The organism is Ruminobacter amylophilus (assembly GCF_900115655.1).
GTDB lineage: Bacteria > Pseudomonadota > Gammaproteobacteria > Enterobacterales > Succinivibrionaceae > Ruminobacter > Ruminobacter amylophilus.
The window spans coordinates 1-22,457 of the sequence record NZ_FOXF01000014.1; the positions used below are offsets into that span (position 1 = coordinate 1).

12 protein-coding genes, 2 tRNA genes and 1 pseudogene are annotated in these 22,457 nt (G+C 45.9%); 9 read left to right on the forward strand and 6 right to left on the reverse strand.

What is annotated here, in order from left to right:
* Positions 1-281: pseudogene (locus tag BMY80_RS12375) on the forward strand (transposase); the annotation flags it as partial.
* Between the two features lie 246 nt (positions 282-527).
* Here BMY80_RS12375 and BMY80_RS05135 read toward each other — a convergent pair.
* The gene (locus tag BMY80_RS05135; RefSeq protein ID WP_093141560.1) at positions 528-1,496 is read right to left on the reverse strand and encodes a PIN domain-containing protein; all 969 of its coding nucleotides are present in this window, start codon (positions 1,494-1,496) and stop codon (positions 528-530) included.
* 552 nt (positions 1,497-2,048) lie between these two features.
* On the opposite strand from BMY80_RS05135, the gene malE reads away from it, so the two are divergent.
* A complete protein-coding gene (gene malE / locus BMY80_RS05140; protein ID WP_093141563.1) occupies positions 2,049-3,254 on the forward strand; it encodes a maltose/maltodextrin ABC transporter substrate-binding protein MalE in 1,206 nt (401 codons plus the stop codon).
* Positions 3,255-3,384: 130 nt separating this feature from the next.
* Here the strand turns inward: malE and nrdG are convergent, their stop codons facing one another.
* Together nrdG and uvrB are read right to left on the reverse strand one after the other, a co-directional pair.
* Positions 3,385-3,888 carry an anaerobic ribonucleoside-triphosphate reductase-activating protein gene (nrdG, locus tag BMY80_RS05145; protein ID WP_037319513.1) on the reverse strand — a complete coding sequence of 168 codons (504 nt, stop codon included), beginning with the start codon at positions 3,886-3,888 and terminating at the stop codon, positions 3,385-3,387.
* Between the two features lie 270 nt (positions 3,889-4,158).
* Positions 4,159-6,201: an excinuclease ABC subunit UvrB gene (gene uvrB / locus BMY80_RS05150; RefSeq protein ID WP_093141565.1), complete on the reverse strand. Its 2,043-nt coding sequence runs from the start codon at positions 6,199-6,201 to the stop codon at positions 4,159-4,161.
* A 370-nt stretch (positions 6,202-6,571) separates the two neighbouring features.
* On the opposite strand from uvrB, the gene BMY80_RS05155 reads away from it, so the two are divergent.
* The 4 genes from BMY80_RS05155 to BMY80_RS05170 all read left to right on the forward strand — a co-directional run bounded on the left by BMY80_RS05155 (position 6,572) and on the right by BMY80_RS05170 (position 12,165).
* Positions 6,572-6,647, forward strand: a tRNA-Asn gene (locus BMY80_RS05155).
* A 31-nt stretch (positions 6,648-6,678) separates the two neighbouring features.
* Positions 6,679-6,754, forward strand: a tRNA-Asn gene (locus tag BMY80_RS05160).
* A 1,008-nt stretch (positions 6,755-7,762) separates the two neighbouring features.
* Positions 7,763-9,649 (forward strand): EAL domain-containing protein, encoded by a 1,887-nt coding sequence (locus tag BMY80_RS05165; protein ID WP_093141568.1) that lies wholly within the window; start codon positions 7,763-7,765, stop codon positions 9,647-9,649.
* Positions 9,650-9,792: 143 nt separating this feature from the next.
* On the forward strand, positions 9,793-12,165 hold the full coding sequence (locus BMY80_RS05170; protein ID WP_093141570.1) for an EAL domain-containing protein: 2,373 nt from the start codon (positions 9,793-9,795) through the stop codon (positions 12,163-12,165).
* A 180-nt stretch (positions 12,166-12,345) separates the two neighbouring features.
* Here BMY80_RS05170 and serC read toward each other — a convergent pair whose 3' ends face one another.
* A complete protein-coding gene (gene serC, locus BMY80_RS05175; protein ID WP_093141573.1) occupies positions 12,346-13,431 on the reverse strand; it encodes a 3-phosphoserine/phosphohydroxythreonine transaminase in 1,086 nt (361 codons plus the stop codon).
* Positions 13,432-13,712: 281 nt separating this feature from the next.
* Complete coding sequence (gene gyrA / locus BMY80_RS05180) at positions 13,713-16,568, reverse strand: DNA gyrase subunit A (RefSeq protein ID WP_093141575.1); 2,856 nt, start codon at positions 16,566-16,568, stop codon at positions 13,713-13,715.
* Positions 16,569-17,231: 663 nt separating this feature from the next.
* On the opposite strand from gyrA, the gene rdgC reads away from it, so the two are divergent.
* Together rdgC and trhP are read left to right on the forward strand one after the other, a co-directional pair.
* Positions 17,232-18,134, forward strand: a complete 903-nt coding sequence (gene rdgC / locus BMY80_RS05185; protein WP_093141578.1) for a recombination-associated protein RdgC — start codon at positions 17,232-17,234, stop codon at positions 18,132-18,134.
* A gap of 308 nt (positions 18,135-18,442) precedes the next feature.
* On the forward strand, positions 18,443-19,777 hold the full coding sequence (gene trhP / locus BMY80_RS05190; protein WP_031579802.1) for a prephenate-dependent tRNA uridine(34) hydroxylase TrhP: 1,335 nt from the start codon (positions 18,443-18,445) through the stop codon (positions 19,775-19,777).
* Positions 19,778-19,912: 135 nt separating this feature from the next.
* Here the strand turns inward: trhP and BMY80_RS05195 are convergent, their stop codons facing one another.
* A complete protein-coding gene (locus BMY80_RS05195; protein WP_093141580.1) occupies positions 19,913-21,409 on the reverse strand; it encodes a hypothetical protein in 1,497 nt (498 codons plus the stop codon).
* 237 nt (positions 21,410-21,646) lie between these two features.
* On the opposite strand from BMY80_RS05195, the gene BMY80_RS05200 reads away from it, so the two are divergent.
* Positions 21,647-21,841, forward strand: a complete 195-nt coding sequence (locus BMY80_RS05200) for a hypothetical protein (RefSeq protein WP_093141583.1) — start codon at positions 21,647-21,649, stop codon at positions 21,839-21,841.
* Positions 21,842-22,457: the final 616 nt, after the last annotated feature.

The window sequence follows — 22,457 nt, forward strand, 5'->3', positions numbered from 1 at the left end:
ATTACTCAATCATAGGAAGTGAATTCTGCAATTTCCTGTCAACTGTTCTATCGTTTAAATTGATTAACAAATTTGATAAGGCTGAATTACTGAACACATTTACCTATAAAAAAATCATGTCAATTTTAAAAAGAGCTAAACAAGCCAGAATTAACTCGGGTGACTGGCAACTTATTAATATGAATCCGTCTCAGGTTAAGGTACTTCAAAAGTTGTCTCTTTTACCACAAGATGAAGTACCAACTAAAAGATCTCCTGGCAGACCAAAAAAGAATGTATAGTATTACGATTTGGGAAAGTTCTACTTTAAAGTAAGTTAATACAATTAAAAACACTGACTACAAAATAAAAATGAAACTAATAGTGACATGTTCAATCTTTGTGGGTGGCTTCAGTGATTCATTATATAAGTGTAGCGTCTGTATGCGATTTACTCACAATAATTATTAAACTTTACATTAATATCTTGATCATGCGTAATAAATTAGATATTTCCGGTGTCGAAAAACTGTTCCGACACCGTTTTACTACAGTAATGGCTTTACGAGACGATAGATTTCCAATCCTTTATCCTGCCCGTATTTTGCAACAATATTTCTGTACACCAGCAATTTAACATTCTTCTCTTTGCTGCTCTTACATACCATTGATGCCACAGAATTAAAAATCTCACCGGAATAATTCTTTTCCCGCAGAACTTTCTGAACTTTTTCATTAAGAGTCAATTCACTGGAAGATTTTTTTACCTCCTCGCCTTCTTCCTGAACAACGGACTTAAGTTGCTTTTTAACTAGTGGTTTTACCAGTTCATAGACTGCATGAAAATCTTCAGTTATGTTTTTAAGATTACAGTGAATCGAACTTAGCGCCATTTCTTCTTTGATATTATCCGAAATTATCTTGTTGACGCTTTCTATCAGACTTTGAGGATAACCGGAATCAAGAAGAATCTTTTCGACCTCTTTGTCGATACCTGATGCAGGTTTTTCAGCTGAAATCTGAACGCTATTTGACTGAGAACCGGTAGAATCCTTTACTGCTTCTTTTTGAGGCTGGGTATTTGCAGTAACCGGCTTAGCGGCTGGCGGGTTGACAGGTTTGGTATTCTGGACTGTCGCGGTTTTTGTGGATGCACCGGTATTTACGGATGCAATTCTTTTAATCTTAACACCGCATTTTTCTTTCAAAAAACTGATGATATTGTCGTAATCCTTATCCTTGCTGATTACAATATAATCGTACTTTTTTCCACTGACACCCACCACATATCCCACAAATGAAATAAGGTGCATATCCAGCGACTGCGAACCTGCAGGAACTTTTATCAGTTCATAACTGCATGATGACTGATTGAGCTGGTTGACAGTGTCAAGTGAAATGGTTTCAGCATTGGTCGTATAGAATATATAAAACAGATCATCTTTAGTCAGACTTTTCAGATTAGTCATTCCTGCATTATGAACATTTTCAAAATCTATAAAAAAACAATTGGCCATTACTACAGATTCCTGCGCGGATTTACATCAGATCTTTCACAATAATAAAAATGGATTTTGCATCAGCTTTTCTGCTATACAGCAAAGCGGTATCCTAAACCATGCTCCATCTCACCTCTTTGACATGTTTTCCGATAGAGCCAAAAATATTTTACCGTCACACTCAAAAATATCATGCCACGCAGACCGTTCGATTTCACATGCATTTACGGAACAGCCTGTTCTACGCAGACAGTACAGCAACAATCCGGACATCAAATATTTCAGTATGCATTTTACATTTTTTACTATAGAGTGTCTAATTTTTCTATTAAAACATTATATTAACAACATATATACATCTGTTAATCATATTAAATTGAATATACAGATAACACACATTTTGAGATGTTTTATCTGTTATCTTTTTATGAATATGATATTTTTTCCATATTATGATAATATTTTCATCAAAGTGTGATATATTCACTCCCGCTTGGCTGCAAACAATAAATCTTATAAAAAACCATAGTGAAAATCTTGTTTAAGCACTGGATATTAAAGGTCGTAATAATGAAGAAATTTATCTTAAATCTGGCTGTAGGAATTTCAGTTCTCTGGCTGTCTCAGACTGTTCCGGCAGAAGAAACACAGAATATCGCCGACACAGGATCAGACGAAAACCGTCTGGTTATCTGGATTAACGGCGACAAGGCTTACAACGGCATCAGCAAGGTTGGCGAAACCTTCGAAAAGGATACCGGCATCAAGGTAGTTGTTGCCCATCCTGATGACGTAGGCGTTCGTTTTATTCAGTATGCCTCTATGGGCAGCGGTCCAGACATTTACGTCTGGGCTCATGACCAGTACGGCGAACTTGTAAGCAAGGGACTTATCGAGGAAATAACTCCTTCAAAGGAAGAATACAGCAGATTCTATGACAAAGCCTGGGAAGGCATGCTGGTAAACGGCAAGTTCTACGGTTACCCAGTGTCTCTCGAATCCACTGCTTTAGTGTGCAATAAAAAACTGGCCCCGAAGGCTCCAAAGACCTTTGAAGAAATCATCGCTCTCGACGATAACCTGAAAAAGCAGGACAAGAGAGCCATCCTCTGGGATTACAGAACTCCTTACTTCTCATATCCGCTCTTCTCCGCAAACGGCGGTTATGCCTTCAGGAAGGATACCAGCGGTGTCTACAATACCAAGGTTACCGGTGTTAACAATCAGGGTACCCAGATCGGTTTAAGATATCTGGTTGAACTCATCATTTATGATCACATGATGAAGGGCGCAACCTACGACATCATGACAAAGAAGTTTACCGAAGGCGAAGTAGCCTGCATCATCGACGGTGCATGGGGATGGGCAAACTACAAGAACATCGATTTCTCCGTAAATCCTATTCCGGCTCTCCTCGGCAAACAGGGTAAGCCTCTTGTCGGCGTACTCGGCATGACCCTGAACGTGAATTCACAGAAGAAGGATCTTGCCAAGAAGTTCATTCTCGACTACCTGTTAACCGACAAGGGATATAAGGAAATGAACAATGACCGCCCTATCGGTGTTGCTGCTCTCAAGTCTTTTGAAAAGAAGCAGGAAGCAGATCCCAAGATTGCGGTGCTGATGCGCATTGCGGCAAACGGTGACCTTATGCCTAACGTATATGAAATGTCACGTTACTGGGGAGCCCTGCATTTTGCCATCATCAATGCCACCACCGGCAGAGCTTCAGTTCAGGATGCCCTGAAGGATGCTGAAGCAAAGATTATCCGCTAACGTTTAACGTTTCCGCATAACTTAAATGAAAGGAAGGTCATGATTTGAAATCATGACCTTCCTTATTTATTGTGTCAGAGACTGAAAACTCGAATGAAGGGAGCAGCAGATGTCTCCTTCCAAACGTCTTCTACTGGCCTTTACCGGTCTTCCAGTAGGCCTGAGCACGATTGAACTTGTGAATCACCTGATTGCTGCTTCCGCGGAAAGCCAGTGAAGGATCCTTGAGTTCAAGAACAAACTTGCCGTCGATCAGTACGTCGATGAGTTCCACCACCTCCATCTGTTCCGGAGTAAGTTCACTGTACACGTAACCGGTCCACAGCCAGATGTCCTTATCAGGAGAACATTCGGCGCGTACGCGTTCACACAGAGCCTTTACGGCAGGAAGATTTGCCGGAAGCAGCGGATCACCGCCTGACAGACTGAGACCTCTTCTTTTAACTCTGGTGTCATTCAGATCCGCAATGATTGTATCGCTGAGATCCTGGGTAAACGGGAACCCTGCATTTACATTCCAAGTAGACTGGTTGTAGCAGCCCTTGCAGTGATGTTCGCAGCCGGCAACAAATAAAGTACATCTGGTTCCCCTGCCGTTCAAAACATCTATTGGTATATATTTACAGTAGTTCATTTGTCTTATGTTCCAATCTAAAGTACACAAATAATGATTAAAAATTCCGAAGTTCAAAGCTTCATGTATTTAAAAATATCGATAGTTTACTCTCGGTACTCTGCCTATTCAAGCTGTCATACTTTTTTACTGAAAATATTTTAAGGCCTCAGCAGTTCAGCCAAAAATCAGTTGAAAAAATCTAAACCTAGAACTAGCGTAGGTAATCTGAACATTTCAGATGATGTTTCCGTGATTTTTCATTACCGGGTATTCGGACTGAAAACCATGTTATTCCAGCTCTCTTAAGCGTTTGTCGCATTCCTTTATTCTGTCGCGGAGCACCATGGCCTCCTCAAATTTCAGGGCTTTGGCAGCCTCGCGCATGCTGACCTGCATTTCATCCATAAGCTTAACCAGCGCGGCCGCATCGTTTATTGACGAAACGTCAAACTGCTCACTGGCGCCGTTAAGAAGCTGAGCCCCCGCCATGTTGTCCCTGGCCTCATCACCGAGCATCATGATGTCGACAATCTTCTTGCTGATGGCCTTTGGTTCAATGCCGTGTTCTCTGTTGTAGTCCTCCTGCTTCTGACGTCGGCGCATGGTTTCACTGATGGCGGCCTTCATGGAATCACTTACGTGATCGGCATAGAGGATGGCCTTGCCGTGCAGATTTCTGGCGGCACGCCCGATGGTCTGAATCAGAGAACGGGTTGAACGCAGGAAGCCCTCCTTGTCGGCATCAAGAATGGCCACCAGAGAAACTTCAGGCATGTCCAGACCTTCCCTCAAAAGATTGATACCCACCAGGGCGTCAAACTTGCCGAGACGCAGGTCTCTGATGATTTCCACGCGTTCCACGGTATCAATGTCCGAATGCAGATATCTCACTCTTATTCCGTGTTCATCCAGATAGTCCGTAAGATCCTCGGCCATTTTCTTGGTAAGAGTGGTTACCAGCACACGCTCGTTTTTCTGAGCCCTTGTTCTGATTTCACTCATGACGTCTTCAACCTGGAAGGCTACAGGTCTCACCTCAAGACACGGATCCAGAAGCCCCGTAGGTCTTACAATCTGTTCCACGACCTCCCCGCCGCTTTCCTCGATTTCATAGCTGTTCGGAGTTGCGGACACGTAGATGGTCTGAGGCTGCATTTTATGAAACTCATTGAATTTGAGCGGTCTGTTGTCAAGAGCCGAAGGCAGACGGAAGCCGAAGTTCACCAGAGTTTCCTTTCGTGAACGGTCCCCCTTGTACATGGCTCCTATCTGAGGCACGGTTACATGCGACTCATCGATAATGAGCAGTCCGTCCTTCGGCAGGTAATCGAAAAGACACGGAGGAGCTTCACCCGGTGCCCTGCCGGACAGATATCTTGAATAGTTTTCAATACCGGAACAGTAGCCGAGTTCATTCATCATTTCGATATCGCAGGTTGTTCTTTCGGTAAGACGCTGATCTTCCACCAGCTTTCTTTCGGCAAGAAGCTCCTGCTTTCTTATCTGCAGATCATCCTTTATCTGACTGATGGCATTCTGCAGAACTGATTTCGGGGTAACGTAATGGGTTTTCGGATATATGGTGATTCTCTGAACCTTTCTTATCTGTCTTCCGGTAAGAGGCTCGAAAATGCTCAGCGCTTCGATTTCATCGTCAAAAAGCTCTATACGCACCGCAAAATCATCGGATTCCGCAGGGAACACGTCGATAACATCCCCTCTCACTCTGAAGGTTGCGCGCGAAAAGTCTATTTCATTTCGGGAATACTGCAGTTCGGCAAGTCTTCTCACTATCTTTGTCTGAGAGATTTCCTCACCGACGGAAAGGTGAAGCATCATCTTGAGATAACTGTCAGGAGAACCCAGACCGTAGATGGCGCTCACGGAGGCCACGATAATCACGTCCCTTCTTTCAAGCAGAGCCTTGGTGGCGCTGAGGCGCATCTGTTCTATGTGATCGTTTACCTTGGCATCCTTCTCTATATATGTATCGGAACTCGGAATATACGCTTCCGGCTGATAATAGTCGTAATACGATACGAAGTACTCCACGGCATTGTTGGGAAAGAACTCCCTCATTTCCCCGTAGAGCTGGGCTGCCAGTGTCTTGTTATGGGCCATAATCATGGTCGGACGGTTCAGCCTTGCTATCACGTTGGCCATGGTGAAGGTTTTACCGGAACCGGTAACACCTAAAAGAGTCTGAGCCTTTTTTCCCTCTTCCACTCCGGCAACCAGCTTTTCAATTGCCTCAGGCTGATCCCCTGAAGGCTGGTATTCGGATTTAAGTTCAAACACTTTTGATTTTTCAGATTCATCATATAAGGACATATACAGAATTCCAGTACGGCTTTAATCACTGAAAACATTCTAACACCTTGACGGTGTTTATTCATCTTAATAACGCTTAAGTCTCTTCTCCCATAAAAAATAACCATCCGAAAGATTTTTCTGAAAAAGCAGGAAAGCCCGAAGACACAGCAATCCTTCTGCACTGAAAAACACGTCTTTCACGTGGAAAACTTTCTTTCCGTACGTATTTTAAGCAAAACATCCGTTTTTGCTTAAAATACACGCAAACAAACATATTTTTGAACTTTTTTAAAAAATATTGTTGACATAACCTGGCAAAACCCATATCATGCACAGCGTTGGCAGTGCTTAACGGACTAACGAAAAGCAAAGCTGACAAAAATAAAGTTCCTCCTTAGTTCAGTCGGTAGAACGGCGGACTGTTAATCCGTATGTCGCTGGTTCAAGTCCAGCAGGAGGAGCCAGACAATTTACTTACATCTTTTTTAATGAAGTTCCTCCTTAGTTCAGTCGGTAGAACGGCGGACTGTTAATCCGTATGTCGCTGGTTCAAGTCCAGCAGGAGGAGCCATTAAATCTCTAACATCTCTCAATCAATCCTTACTTTAATACAGACCAAGACAGAGATTTATTTTTTTATTCTTTTCCGTCTTTTAATTCATTTATTCCTTTGAATCTTAAGTTTTCCTAAGTCACTGCTTCATTATTTTTATTTTTATTTTTATTTTTATTTTTTTACTTATTTCACTCACTCCTGGATACATCATTTCGGTTTTCAGTCTTCAGTCTGTAAACCGGCATAAGCATCTTCCTTTTCCTTAATATACATATATATAGGATGAATGATAGAACCTTCCCTCTCTCCATTTAACCGAAAACTTCAGCATCTCCCGTGTATGGTTCTCATGTTTCTGTAAGGCACGGAACACGATCAATCCCAAAGCATCTGACGCTCCTTCCGAACACCAGGAAATGTTACCCGACATCAGAGTATGGTTTCAGACAGTAAAAAATCCCGGCATCTGAATTCATTCACGGTCAGAGCAGCATGAATTTCTCCCCTCAGAAAGCCGTCAAAGCCTTAATCCGTCGCGATTTCACACAAAACCGTCTTGTAAAAAAGCAGAAAAACATATAACAATCCGCATTCCGATCACAAAAACGACGTAAAAAATGCCTGAACTCTTTAACAATTTTTATACATCTTCAAAAATTACACTTATACAACATTTTTAATATGTTTGTATTATTAAAACTTATGAAATACGCTTAATGGACTAAATATCAATATATTTCTTATAGCCCATCATAAAAATCCGTTAAAAAAACTTGTTAAAAAATAAACAATTTTGTTTTGTATGTCACTATTTATATGTTATAATTTTGTTAAATATCATGCATCACCCCGTGCGATATTCCGAATTCGTTATTTTTGGCATTAGAAAAATAAAGCCCTGCATGTGTGACAGTAATAATCGACTATAAAAATAATAAAATAATGATTAACGAATACCGGATCCGCGTGGTTCTGTCTGAAAATTAGTTAAATCATCACAGTGGAAATCAAGGAGCAGACTTCATGTCTAAATCAATTAGTGCCATGACCAAGTGCATAATTGTTGCAGTATTGTTGTGCCTGGTCGGTATCGGTATAGCTTTTTACACAACCAGCAGAGAGTGTTCAAACGAACTTGCCAAAACAAAGAACGTTCTCATGGGTGCTTACGATTGGAGTAACTTTACCTCTGACGTGGGCAACAACGCCATTCCGACTCTGGAGCTAGCTTCTCTCAATGTTTATGTAAGCAACACACAGGTTTACAATTCAAGCACTGACACTTCCAGCATTTTTGACAAGGTGTTCAAGACCCAGGACGAATTCCAGATCGGCAACACCAGCGTACAGTTCGGTATCGATTCAAGCGAAATCTACAACTCTTTCCTCATCAAGGTTGTAACCCTTATCGTGTTAATCGTTATCGCGGCTCTCGTAACAGCTCAGCTGTTCCTCATCGCCAACTACAAGTACGCAATCTTCATCAAGAACTCAATTCTCAGCAAGAGATATGACGACCTTCCTTTTGAAGATCTTTCACGCGAACTTACCAGAAACGACACTCAGAACGAAAAGGAAATCGCTGAAGCCAAGAAGAAGATCGAACATCTCGCCAACGCAGCTGCAATGGATCCTATGACCAACCTCTACAACCGCACCACCTTCAACAACGCTTTCGAAGGTCTTTTAGGTAAGGTTGCTTCTAGAGAAAAGTCAATCCTCGGTATCTTCAGAGCATCTGAAATCAACTTCATCAACTCAGAACGCGGTTACCAGATGGGTGACAAGTACATCCACGACCTCGCTGACATGATCAAGGATTCAATCAAGCGCTTCCCTGGCACCAACGCCTACAGAATTTCAGGTACCGATATCGCCATCCTTGTTCCAAAGGGAGACGAAAAGGTTATTGAAGCCATCTACGGTGCCCTCAAGCTTCAGGTTAACGAATTCCAGAAGAACTACGATCTGACCAACGTATGCTACGGCGGTTTCACCTTCTTCGGTCCTAAGGAACAGAAGGCCGACATCATGTCAAGAGCAGACCTCGCCCTTGCAAGAGCACAGACCTCCGCATGCAACGGCTACGCCATCCAGACCGAAAACACCGACAACTACTTCCAGGGTGAAATGCACTGGCTGAAGACCATCAGGGAAATCATCGATCACCGCAGCATTTCCCTCTACTATCAGCCAATCAAGAGCATGAACATTTCAATCAAGCCTTATGTTGAAATCTATGCTCACTTCACTACCGAAGCCGGTGAAAAGCTTTCAACCGAAATCGTTCTGGCAGCTGCACAGCGTCATGAACTTCTGGTTAAGCTTGAAGAAATGATTATCGATGCCATCATCTCCAAGTACCGTCTGATCAACCAGACCGACATGAGATTCGGTATCAACCTTTCATCAAATGCTCTGTTAAGCACTTCATTCCTCCTCTGGCTGGAAAGAACCTTAATCCGCAATTCAGACATTGCTGAAGGTCTCGTATTCGAAATCGACGAAGCTCTTCTCGAAAGCAACAACATGGCTGCTGAAAGACTGTTCGGCATCATCCACAGAACCGGTGCCTCAACCAGTATCAGCCACTTCGGCAAGGGTCTTGACTCATTCAGACTGTTCAGAGAACTCAAGCCTAACTACATCAAGATCGATCCGAACATCTGCCAGTCATTCGACAAGGACAACACCGCTCAGCAGTTCGTTCGCATGCTTATCGAAGTTTCTCACCGTCAGGGCTGTGTAATCGTAGCCGAAGGTATCGAAAGCATTGCTCAGCGTCAGCAGGTTGAAGCTCTGTACGTTGACGCAATCCAGGGTTACATGATTGCAAAACCTCAGGAACTCGAAGACAGAATCGAATTAAACTGGGTAACCATTAAGAATAGTGCAGAGTACTCAGCATAATTTAATACAGAACAGGGCAACATATACAATATTGTGATATTGTAGTAGATGTTGCCGAGGATTTGATTTATACGAAAGACCCGGTAAGACCGGGTCTTTTTTTATCCCCTCAGTCTGTGGCTAAACATCGTTAGAGATATCTTATGCGCTATATAAATCTTCCATTTTCACGTCAGTTCATTATAGGCGTAGTTCTTTATCTGGTATGTATTGTTCTGGCCGTATATCTTGCCTATTACGGAACCAACAGGGTTAATACTTCCCATGCGGAAAGCATGATCACCGCTCAGAGCGCCACCATCTACGACTTCATGGAAAGCAAGTCCCATGAAGACATCATCTCTTTCATTCAGGTGCTGGACAGCAACCCGGTAGCCTCCACCGTTCCGTCAAACATTTCCTACATAGAATGGATTTCAGACGACAAGGGAAAGGGACCGGTCAGCAGAACACCAAACAATTCCACCATCAAGCCTCATATTCTCGAAAACTTCAAGGAACAGATCCGTCTGCTTGAGGGAAATGGCAACAGGGGCTCAAGTCTCACCCAGTACATGTGCGACCATGAATGCTATATTCTCGAATACAGCTCCTATCAGATTAACAACCTTTCAGGCAAGGCCATCGTGGCCCTCAAGCTCCAGTCAATCTCCGAGCTTCTCGAAAACCTGAACAACCGCCCTACCATCATGCTTTACGGCATCTCCGAACAGGACAATCTCCTGTGGCTTGATCAGAACGTAACCAAGCTGAGCTGGGGCAACTTCATCGAACCGAACAAGAGAAACCGCATTCTCAACACCATAGCCAAGTACAGATATTCTCTCAACGGCAAGACCACCTACAGACAGCTGCTTGACGCCATCTGTGAGGATCAGCAGTTCGGAAACTACGTGATTACTCCTATAAGCTTCAATCATCAGCTTATCGGCTACACCGTAACCTTCCTGCCTAAGATTACCCTCGGACACGCCTTCAAGACCGGCGTTCTGGAAAATCTCACCATTACCGGCGTGCTGACCATTCTGGCCGTGGTTATCCTCTGTCACTACATATTCAACCTCATCCGTCTGGAAAGCTTCTTCATCAGAAACAGACTGCGCATCAACAAGTACGCCAAGTCAAAGAACGCCCGCAGCTCCGATGAGGTATTCGCACTCCTCGGGCATCTGGATTCGGCTCTCAACTCCAATGAAGAGCAGACCCGCCAGATTGAATCCCTGCAGAACAAGCTGGAGTTCTATTCCAACTACGATCCGCAGACCAGTCTGCCTAACCAGAAGTGGATTCTTGAGCAGATTGCCCATCTGCAGACCGAACGCAAGGTTAACAGCGCCATAGAGCTCTTTGCCGTGGAATTCTGTCCGGTTCTGCCTCAGGAATTCTACGATGACGAGAAGATCTGTCACCGTATCTCCACCGTGATGCTGAACATCATCAGGGAAAAGGACTACCTGGCCTTCTATGAGCCTACCGTCTACTATCTCCTCACCACCAGCATCAAGAACAAGACCGAAATGGACGAACTGCTCAACAGATTCCGCAGGGAACTGGCTGAACAGGTCAACGGCGGCAATGAAATCCGCATCAGCGCCGGTATCGTGCAGGTACTGAGTAATTCCATCAGCCCTGCCGTTATCATGAAGCAGACCCACATTGCCTATCAGCACAGCTGTCAGCTTGAGGTGAACGACAGCTATGCCGTATACAACGACTCCATGAACACTCAGACCTCCAGCATCGACACCGCCTTCGCCAACAGGCTCAAGCACGCGAGAATGAAGGGAGATCTGATTATCCGTTACGATCAGGTAATGAACGTGTCCACCAAGACCATCGTAAGTCTCATCGCCAGAAACTACTGGTTCCAGGAAGGCACCACCTACAATCTGGATGACTTCACCGATCAGATCATCAGCGCCGGTCTCAATACCGAAAACTGCTACTGGAAGGTGGAAAACGCCCTCCACGACCTGTCAGAGCTTGATCAGGACACCAACCACAACATCGGCATCATCATTCCGCTCAACTACGGTCAGCTTCTTGACAGCGACCTGCCGAGCTTCCTTGACATGGTAACAGTCAAGTACCGCATCATGCCGAACAGAATCACCTTCGCCCTGACCGAGAACGCCATCAGCAACGATATAACCAACTGTCTCACCGCCATCCAGAAGCTGAGCTCAGCCGGTTATCACTTCACTCTGCAGAACTACAACATGGGTATGATGGACATGGACTTCATCAGGGAACACGGCTTCGCCTCCGCCATGCTCAGCGGTTCACTCACCAAGCGTGTGCTTACCAGTGAATATGACCGCTACATGCTGAGCCAGCTGGTGAAGAAGTGGAATGAGAACATTGAACCTGTCATCATCCTGCAGGACGTTGACAGCATGATTACCATGGAAACCTTCAAGGAACTCGGCGTAAACCTCATGTCGGGTTCGCTCTTCCCGTGCACTCAGGACCTGAGTGCCGTCAAGGCCTTCGTCAACCGTGAGGATTCAATCTAAAGATGTTTTACAGCATGCATCCTTCCGGTCGCGCCGGAGTGCCGGGGCTTAAAACCTGAAACAAAAAAATAAAAAGATTTGGCGGAACCGCCAAATCTTTTTTCTTTCTTTTTTTATTAATAATGCAGTTTTTTATGTGCTTTACGGCAGACCGCGTCAACCGCGGTCATTGCCTTTGAATTACTTATGAGCCTTTTCAAACTTTTCCATAAAGGAAACGAGAGCCTTCACACCTTCAAGCGGCATTGCGTTGTAGAGACTTGCTCTCATACCGCCGAGTACACGGTGTCCCTTAAGGGAAATGAGGTTGTTTGCCTTGGCTTCAGCGATGAACTGCTGATCAAGACTGCTGTCCTTAAGGAAGAAAGGAATGTTCATGCGTGAACGTGCACTTACGGCCACGTTGTTGCTGTAGAAATCTGAACTGTCGATGAAACCGTAGAGAAGTTCAGACTTTTCCTTATTCATGGCTTCCATGGCTTCAACACCGCCGATGCTCTTTAACCACGCAAATACCTTGCCTGCGAAGTACCATGCGAATGTGTTTGGAGTGTTCAGCATTGAATCGTGGTCGGCGGTTACCTTGTAGTCCCAGATTGCAGGAGTGATTGACTGGGCGTGACCGATAAGATCTTCTCTTACGATTACGATGGTAATGCCTGAAGGTCCGATGTTCTTCTGAGCACCGCCGTAAAGCATGCCGTACCTGCTTACGTCCATGCGGCGTGAAAGGATGCATGAAGAGATGTCCGCAACCAGAGGAACGTCACCGGTTTCAGGAGCATCAAAGATTTCGATACCGTGAATGGTTTCGTTCATGCACATGTGAACATAAGCGGCATCCTTCTTTAAAGGAAGATCCTTAAGCTTGAGTTCAACCTTGCCGTCCGCATTGACGAAGTCACCTCTCATGGAGTTAACGTGAGTGTACTTCACTGCTTCTTCAGCGGCATAGCCTGACCATGCGCCGGTAACAATGTAGTCTGCACTGCCTTCAGCGGTTCCCAGATTCATAGGAAGGTTGGCGAACACGCCTCTGCCGCCGCCGTGCATGAACAGTACCTTGTAATTGTCAGGAATATTCATGAGATCGCGAAGATCTGCGGCTGCCTTTTCGGCGATAGCCAGATAATCCTTGGAACGGTGAGAAATTTCAATTACACCGGCTCCGATTCCGTTGAAATCCAAAAACTCCTTCTGAACTTCCTTCATTACTGCTTCAGGAAGCATGGAAGGACCGGCAGAAAAATTGTATACCTTACTCATAATGAGACACCCTGTTCTACTTTGAATCTTTACTCAAAAATATTTAAATAAACGACTTAGAGCATTATACAGAAAAATAACGCGGTAAGACAAAAATATCACATAAATGGCAATATTTTCCGGATTGAAAAAAACGCCCTTTCCGTAAAAACCGAAACCGCTCCTTCAGTCCTCCGCTCCGCTCTCAGCCGTAAAAAGAAAAGAGGAGAAAAAACTGCGTTTTTCTCCTCCTGAATCTTTCGGTTAAAGACCTGCATCAGCAGGCCTTTTCATCACCGCGACTAGATGTCGGCATCATCGTCGGCAGGATTTGCGGCTGCACCCGGAACGTCTGCAGACAGATCGTCGGCCGCGTTTTCCGCATCGGCCGCCCCGGCTGAGCCTTCGGCATCCGGAGCTTCAGCTTCGTTCTGCTCTTCATCGTCGGTCTTTACCACGCGCTGTACGGATACAAGCTTGAGGCCTTCATCAAGACGAATCAGACGCACACCCTGACCGTAACGGGAAATTACGCTCACTTCGTCCACGCGGGTACGAACCAGAATACCGGCATTGTTAATCAGAATGATTTCATCACCGTCGGTAACCTGTACCGCACCGATTACGCGGCCGTTGCGGTCTTCACCCTTGATGGCGATAACACCCTTGGCGTTACGGCGTCTTAACGGGAAGTCTGCAACCGGACTGCGCTTGCCGAAGCCGTTTTCGGTGGCAATCAGCACGTATGGAAGAGTTGCGTCAACAACCATCATGGAGACAACCTGATGGCCCTTGGCAAGGTTCATGCCTCTCACACCGCGTGACACACGGCCTGAGGCTCTTACGCCGCCCTTGTAGTTAGGGCCGATGACCAGAGCATCGTCTTCTGAACCTTCAGCATCGTTTTCAACGTCTGCGCTTACGTCGGCAGCTTCTTCAGCCACATCTGCTCCTTCCTCGTTTTCACTTTCAGCGTCAACGGTAGCGTCGGCGGTAGGAGTGAGAGGAGAGTATTCGTTGAAGAGACATGCACGTCCGTCAGAGCTGAACAGACCGATTACGTCGCTGCCTGAGGTAAGAGCCACGTTAACCAGACTTACGCCTTCGTCAAGCTTGATGGCGCGCAGGCCCTGGGCGTTAACGTTCTTGTATGCGCTCAGCTTGGTCTTCTTCACGTAACCGTTGGAGGTCGCGAAGAACAGGAACTTGTTTTCCTCGAAGCTGTTTACAGGCACGATGGTCTGAATTGATTCGTTTTCGTCAAGTCTCAGCATGTTTACAATCGGACGGCCCTTTGAATTTGAAGAGGCTTCCGGCAGATCGTATACGTTGATGGAGAACACCTTGCCGCGTGAGGTAAAGCACAGCACGGTATCGTGGGTGTTAACCACATACATGCTGTCGATTACGTCCTCATCCTTAACCAGGGTGGCACGACGGCCGCGGCCGCCACGCTTCTGGGCTTCGTATTCGGAAAGAGGCTGATACTTGATGTAGCCTGCATGAGACAGTGTGATAACCGCAGATACAGGGTCAACCAGATCCTTCTTGGTGATTTCGGCGGTATTGGTTTCAATAACGCTTCTTCTGGCGTCACCGTAGGTGTTACGGATTTCTTCAAGCTCTTCGATAATGATGTTGCGGAGAAGCTCTTCGGAACCGAGAATTTCAAGATAGTACTTGATGCTGGCGGTGAGTTCGCCGTATTCCTCACTGATCTTGCTGCGTTCAAGATTGGTCAGACGGTGCAGAGGCATATCCAGAATTGCAGTGGTCTGAGGATCGGAGAAGTAATAGAAGCCGTCACGGATACCGAATGCGGCATCAATGTATTCAGGCTTGCAGAGTTCCCTGCCGCTGGCGTCAACCTGAATGAGCGATGAGAGATCACCGTACTTCCAAGGATGAGCCATCAGAGCCTCGTGGGCGGCCTGTCTGTTGGCACTGCTTCTGATGATGTTGATGATTTCATCGATATTGCTCAGGGCGACAAGGAGAGCTTCCAATCTGTGCGCTCTTTCACGGGCAACCTTCAGATCGTATACGGTACGTCTGGTTACCACTTCCTTTCTGTGCTTGATGAAGTATTCGATAATCTGCTTGAGGTTGAGTACTTCAGGACGGTTGTTTACCAGAGCCAGCATGTTGATCGGGAAGGAGATCTGCATTCTGGTCTGCTGGAACAGCTTGTTCAGCACGATTTCAGGAGATTCGTTCTGACGCAGGAAGATTTCAATGTGAACGTTCTTGGTTGAACCGTTGTTCACGCGGGTGATACCTTCAATGGTACGATCGCGGATGCATTCGGAAATCTTCTTTTCGATTTCAGCAGGACCTACGCCGTAAGGAAGTTCGGTTACCACAATCTTCTGTCTGCCGTTGCCGTCATCGTCGATGGAGGTCTTGGCGCGGATGATTGCCTTGCCGTTACCGGTACGGTAGGCTCTCTTGATTTCGTTCTGACCGTAAATGATGCCGCCGCCTGGGAAGTCAGGTGCGGGAATGTACTGCATCAGATCGTCAACGGTGAGTTCCGGATTGCGCATCAGTGCCACGGTGGCGTTGACTACTTCGGTCAGATTGTGGGTCGGAATGTTGGTGGCCATACCTACCGCGATACCTGAGGTACCGTTAATCAGCAGGTTAGGCAGCTTGTTAGGCATTACTACGGGAATTTCTTCACTGTTGTCGTAGTTAGGAACCGTATCAACGGTTTCCTTTTCAAGATCCGCAACCATTTCACCGCAGATCTTTGACATTCTGACTTCGGTATAACGCATTGCCGCAGGCTTGTAACCGTCGGCGTCACCGAAGTTGCCATGACCGTCAACCAGAGGGTAACGGAGAGAGAAATCCTGAGCCATACGTACGATGGTGTCATACACGGAGGTATCACCATGAGGATGGTACTTACCGATTACGTCACCAACCACACGGGCTGATTTCAGATGCTTGGTATTGTAGAAGTTTCTCAGCTTGTACATGGAATACAGACTGCGGCGGTGCACAGGCTTCAGACCGTCTCTCACGTCCGGAAGAGCACGATCCACAATTACACTCATTGCGTAATTGATAAATGAAGTCTGAAGCTGCTCAGTAATCTTCACCGGACGAACGTTTTCCGGCAGAGTATCCCTGGAGGTTGTATTGTCACTCATCTCATTTACTCGTTAATAAATAATAAAAATTTGCGTGCCATTGTACCATAAAACCGCAAAAACCTTAAGATATTCATGAAGCTGATGTGCCGATTACCGCACTGATTCAAATAAACAGAGGATTTATTCCGCTGACTGTTCACATAGTAATCAGCATCACCGGATTACGGCTGTATAACCTGAATAAAAACTCTCGGGAGACTATCATTCCGTCGTTAAAATCCTGAACCGCCCGTTATGCATCCGGGCAGGAAAAAAATCTCCGTCAGGATATCTGAAAGGCATGAAATCCTTACAGGAATCACCGCGGCCCCGGCGACCCGGGAAAAACGGGCTTTTTCCTTTATTCACAATGCCTGAGGCCCGTTCAGAGCCGCCGTTTTTTCCCGGAAGCCGCGTGATTCTCAAAGGATGCAGACTGTTTCAGGCGAAAACAGGATCCCTCTCAGGATTTTGACAATATTTTGAAAAAACGAAAACAACTCGTATATAATTATACGGATTTTCTAATTCTGACAACTTGATGGAAAACGGCGCCTTTTCCCTGCATGTCAGGGGGATGCCTGCAGAACGGATTTCTCCGCAGCCCCCGCCGCACGGGGTTTCAGCTTAAGCGCGCGGAACCATCCGGTAAAGTTGTCTCACAGCTTAAAGGAATTAAACATGTGGTTTAAAAACGTCAGAGTATACACACTCGATACCGGTTTCAAATACAGTCCCGATGAACTGGATAAACTTCTCGCTCCGCAGAAATACGTTCCATGCTCAGGTCAGGACATGGTACGTTTCGGCTGGGTAAGTCCTCTCGGTCAGGATGAAGAGGTTTTATGTCATAAAATCAACGATGACTACTTTTTCCGCTGCAAAACCGAAAAGAGAATGCTTCCTGCAAGTGTGGTAAACGAAGAACTCAAGGAAAAGGTTGAAGAGCTCGAACTCAAGCAGGCCCGCAACGTCAGCAAGAAGGAAAAGGCCGAACTCAAGGAAAGCATCGTTACCGAACTTCTGCCGAGAGCCTTCCGTCTGCACAGGGAAAACTGGATCTGGGTAAGCGGCAGATACGGCTATGTAGTGGTTAACGTCGCCTCCGAAAAACAGGCCGAAGATTTGATTGCCCTTCTGAGAAAGAGCCTCGGTTCACTCCCTGCCAGACTTTTCAAGTTCAACAAGTCAATCAATGACTGCATGACCGAATGGGTTGCCAACGGTGAAGGTCCGGCAGGCATTGAAATCGGTGATGAAGTTGAACTCAAGGCCGTTGAAGGTGCCGGCGGTACCGTAAAGGCCAAGAAGCAGGATCTCGATACTGCCGAAATCAAGGCTCACCTCGAAGCAGGCAAGGTGGTAACCAGTCTGGCCATTACCGTGAACGACGATGTTTCCCTGGTAATCGATGACACCTTCTCCTTAAAGAGAATCAAGCTTTCAGATACCGTTATCGATGAAAACGCCACCGTAAGTGATGATCCGGTTGCGCAGCTTGATGCGGACCTTACCCTTATAAGCGGTGAATTCTCCAGGATTCTGCCTACCCTTATCGACGCCTTCGGCGGCGAAAGCGAATAACGGCGGAGACCTGTTTATCCGTCCGCCGGATAAAACTCCTTAAAAAATCGTCAGTCCCGGTGACTGACGTTTTTTTTCTGATTAGAGACAGGTAATCCCCTTCCTGTCGGCGAAAGTATAATCTACTGACTGAATGCCCCAAACGTGATACCATATACCGCAAAAAATCAGCCGGAAAAAGATTCATGTCTTATGACACTCTCAGGACAGTTTTCTCCTGAATGTCCCGGAGCGGTACACAAATCGTTCATAACATAATACAATATACCGGCTTGAAAAATACAGTTACCAGATTTAAGGGATCATAAATGAAAAAACCAGAGCTTTTATCACCGGCAGGTACTTTAAAGAATCTCAGATACGCTACGGCTTTCGGAGCCGATGCCGTCTATGCCGGTCAGCCCCGCTACAGTCTGCGCATCAGAAACAACGAATTTGATTATCAGACTCTGGACTCTGCCATTAAAGAGCTTCATGAAGCAGGCAAAAAGCTTTACATGGTGGTAAACATTCAGCCTCACAACATCAAGGTGAAGAAGTTCGCGAAAGATCTGGCCGACATCGTCGCCCTGAATCCCGACGCTCTCATCATGTCAGATCCCGGCATGATCATGATGGTAAGGGAAGCCTATCCGGACATGCCTGTCCATCTCTCCGTTCAGGCAAACACCATCAACTTCGCCTCAGTACGTTTCTGGGAAAAGATGGGACTCAGCAGAATCATCCTGTCACGTGAACTTCACCTTGACGAAATCGAGGAAATCCGCAACGAATGTCCGCAGATGGAACTTGAAGTCTTTGTTCACGGCGCGTTATGCATGGCCTACTCCGGACGCTGTCTGCTGAGCGGCTATCTCACCCACCGCGACTCGAACCAGGGTGCCTGCACCAATTCATGCAGATGGGCCTACAGGCTTCACAGGGCGGTTGAAGACGATACCGGCGAACTGGTTGAACCGGATCTCGGCAGCGATCTGATTACCCCGCACAGCTATCTGCTTGAAGAACCAAAGAGACCGGGTGAACTCATGGCCTGCGACGAGGACGAACACGGCACCTACATCATGAATTCACGTGACCTGCGTGCGGTTGAACACGTAAAACGTCTCTGCGAAATCGGCGTTGATTCCCTGAAAATCGAAGGTCGCACCAAATCATTCTACTACTGTGCCAGAACCGCCTCCGTATATCGCCGGGCCATCGACGCGGCAGTGCGCGGAGAGGACATCGTGGAGGAGCTCAAGTCTGAACTCGAATCCCTGGCTCACCGCGGTTATACCGACGGCTTCCTTACCCGTCATGGCATCAGTGAATATCAGAACTACGACTACGGCTACAGCATTTCCGACAAGAGCCAGTTCGTGGGTGAAGTAACCGGTGTTGACGGTGACGGCCTGTGGCAGGTCAGCGTACGCAACCGTTTTGAACTCGGCGACACTCTGGAAATTCTGGCTCCGGGCTTCAGGGATTTCATCACCCTGGACAACCTCATGGACAGGAAGAAGCAGCCGATTACCGTAGCTCCGGGAGACGGTCACGTGGTTTACTTCAGGTGTCCGTTCCCTGCCGACAGGGCTCATATGGGCATTATCGTCCGTCACTTCAGAAACGGTGAAAACACCAGAAATCCGGTAATCAGATAACCGGCATTATCCGGATTCATGAAAAGAACGGCAGACGTGATATCGTCTGCCGTTACTTTTATCCTGAGTTTTCAGTGACGTCACACGTATTCACCGGTGAAAACGCCTCCGCGACAGGTTCCGCACTTTCAGAAATCAGTCTTCGTCTTCCTTAGGATTGATTCCCTTGATGACAGAGCCGCTGTTATCCAGTATTTTAGACATGGTGACGTCCTTTTTCGTGTGCAGCTCGCAGTCACCGAAGTTAATATAGTCATCGCTGTTTTTCTTGAGCTTCAGGGTATATTCCTTCTTGAGGGATTTCTTGACTGCAACATATGTACCGACCATACCCACAACGATGACAATGCCCGCGGCAATCATCGCCAGAAGGTGGTCACCTGATGAATCAGCTCCTGTAAGATACAGGTACACGAAAAATGAGGAAATCAGTGTGAACAGAACTGATGAAAGAATACATGTAAGGTTTCTGTTGAACATGTATCTGGAGAATACCGAATAAACCAGGAATGAATACCCCAGAAACAGCACCCCCATTCCCTTTCCGGAATCCCTGATTTTCATAAACTCATCAACCGTGGTCAGCCAGCATGAAAAGGTAAGAAACGGCAGCCACGAGAAAAATACGCAGCACAGCAGTTTAATCTCGCTTATCGGGAATATGCACAGGGCTTTACCGCTTTCACCGTTCATGGAAAACATGTATTTCCTGCCGGCCCAGGATATGTTCATGTGCCACAGAGGGAACAGAGCATAGCTTATCTTTGCAGCCTTGAAGCTGTATTCACGGTGAGTAATCAGGTAGTACTCATAATCCTTGGATCCGGACAGGTAACGGTCAAAGGATCTTTCAACACGGCGTCTGGCAGAGATCATTCCGCCTTCATGATCCATGTTGTAGATTTCGGCATCAAGTCCGGAAAGCCATGCGAAATTGAATTCCGGTGCATTCTGCACATTGTACGGTTCCAGTCCCTGGGATATGCGGTCATCAAGCTCTACCGACGCATCCTGAGGAATACTGTAGAATTTTGCTCTGCCCGTACTTACACCGGAATATACGGTGTGTTCATATTTCTTGCCGGAAGGCTTCACCTTCTCAACCTTGAACGCGGCGTTGCCGGACACCTCCATATCGTAAAGCCAGAACGGCGCATACCAGGCCTTTATCTTTTCCACCCTGGCTTCAACCAGAAAGCTGTCAGGAACAAAGCGCTTGGATTTGAGGATTTTACGGTAGATTTCCAGAAAGTCCTCTTTATCCTTCTTGAACGGAACAATCCTGTCAGGTACACGCTGATCCCGGTACTTGTCGGTAAAAACAATGGCATTGCCGCAGAACGGACAGTTTTCGGTGGTTGATAAAACACCCGGAGTTATTTCACCGCCGCAGGATGAACAGATGTATGAACGGTGAAGATCTGTCTCACTGTTTTCTGAATCACTTTCATTAACCACGGCGCCTCTGGCGAAATTCTCCACCCCGGCTTCCTTCTTCTCCCTGAGCAGACGGTCATACTGATATACGGTAAACCTGCTGGAACACGATTCACATACAAGTCTCTGCTCCCTTATGTTAAAGGTCATATTGCCAGAACAGTTCGGACACCTGGTATGTTCTGAAGTTTTCATACAGACTCCTGTTTAAATCACTGAATTCCAATAACCGTGTACCGCAGATATGCAGGCATGCCTGACGTTATTTCAAAAAAAACGGCTTGCGGAAAACATGATGCAGGTACTGACCTGCAATGTTTACACGCATGATCAGATATCATACAAACAAAACCGATTGAGTAATGTGACTTAAAACATATACTTTTATTTCTAAAAATATTTCTGAAAAATCATCGGAAATATCTTCATTAAATGATGACCTGTATCATTGACCTGGAACCATTGCAATTTGGCGTTGCTGTTACGTTAAAAGAGATGAATGGTGTAAATCGCATTGATGATTTTATAAAATTGTGTATGGCAGGAGGTTGGTCTGCAAGTAAACCTGATGTACAGAATCAGATTGACGTTTATGCGAGAGCTGAGGAAGAAATTAAATTTGAATAAATTGGAGGGGCGGAAACAGAACCGGCCTATTTATTCGAGTATGGAGTATGTGAAAATCTTTCTGTAAATAGAAAACATCCTGAGAATTTTTTTAAAGCAGTGACCTTCAGGTTACGGCTTTTGTGTTATCAATATACCTGTTTGTTTTTATAAGTCAGCTTCCGGCACTTCCGTGAAAAGCCCCAAAATGCGGCTTGCTTTGATATAACGATTAAATTCCGCTAGAAAAACTGATTTATGGCCTCCAAAAATAAGGTCCCGGCAACAATCCGTAGTTGTATATCGTATCAGAATCAGCTGAATGCGGCAGCCCGGATTCCCCTGCCCTGATGCGGTGACTCAGTCTTCTGACGGATTCTCAGGCTCATCAGTGGTATATTTACGGTAGCGTTTTTCTGAAGAAAACATCGAAGATGCGGTATCAGGAATGCGGTGCATTACCTTTTTAAGATCAACTTTTTTTGAAGTGTCTGCAGATTGCCGTTTTCATTCTCACCTTCAATGGCGCAGAAAACGAATTCTCCGGATGACGGATCAATATCGAAGAAATCAGACACTGACGCGGCTTCAGCATCAGAAAACTCTTACTGTTCCTTAATGAACTTTTCATAAATGA

Excerpts from the sequence above, each read along its gene's own strand:
- BMY80_RS05135 (WP_093141560.1), bottom strand. The coding sequence starts at position 1,496 with ATGGCCAATTGTTTTTTTATAGATTTTGAAAATGTTCATAATGCAGGA.
- malE (WP_093141563.1), top strand. The coding sequence starts at position 2,049 with ATGAAGAAATTTATCTTAAATCTGGCTGTAGGAATTTCAGTTCTCTGG.
- nrdG (WP_037319513.1), bottom strand. The coding sequence starts at position 3,888 with ATGAACTACTGTAAATATATACCAATAGATGTTTTGAACGGCAGGGGA.
- uvrB (WP_093141565.1), bottom strand. The coding sequence starts at position 6,201 with ATGTCCTTATATGATGAATCTGAAAAATCAAAAGTGTTTGAACTTAAA.
- BMY80_RS05165 (WP_093141568.1), top strand. The coding sequence starts at position 7,763 with ATGTCTAAATCAATTAGTGCCATGACCAAGTGCATAATTGTTGCAGTA.
- BMY80_RS05170 (WP_093141570.1), top strand. The coding sequence starts at position 9,793 with ATGCGCTATATAAATCTTCCATTTTCACGTCAGTTCATTATAGGCGTA.
- serC (WP_093141573.1), bottom strand. The coding sequence starts at position 13,431 with ATGAGTAAGGTATACAATTTTTCTGCCGGTCCTTCCATGCTTCCTGAA.
- gyrA (WP_093141575.1), bottom strand. The coding sequence starts at position 16,568 with ATGAGTGACAATACAACCTCCAGGGATACTCTGCCGGAAAACGTTCGT.
- rdgC (WP_093141578.1), top strand. The coding sequence starts at position 17,232 with ATGTGGTTTAAAAACGTCAGAGTATACACACTCGATACCGGTTTCAAA.
- trhP (WP_031579802.1), top strand. The coding sequence starts at position 18,443 with ATGAAAAAACCAGAGCTTTTATCACCGGCAGGTACTTTAAAGAATCTC.
- BMY80_RS05195 (WP_093141580.1), bottom strand. The coding sequence starts at position 21,409 with ATGAAAACTTCAGAACATACCAGGTGTCCGAACTGTTCTGGCAATATG.
- BMY80_RS05200 (WP_093141583.1), top strand. The coding sequence starts at position 21,647 with ATGATGACCTGTATCATTGACCTGGAACCATTGCAATTTGGCGTTGCT.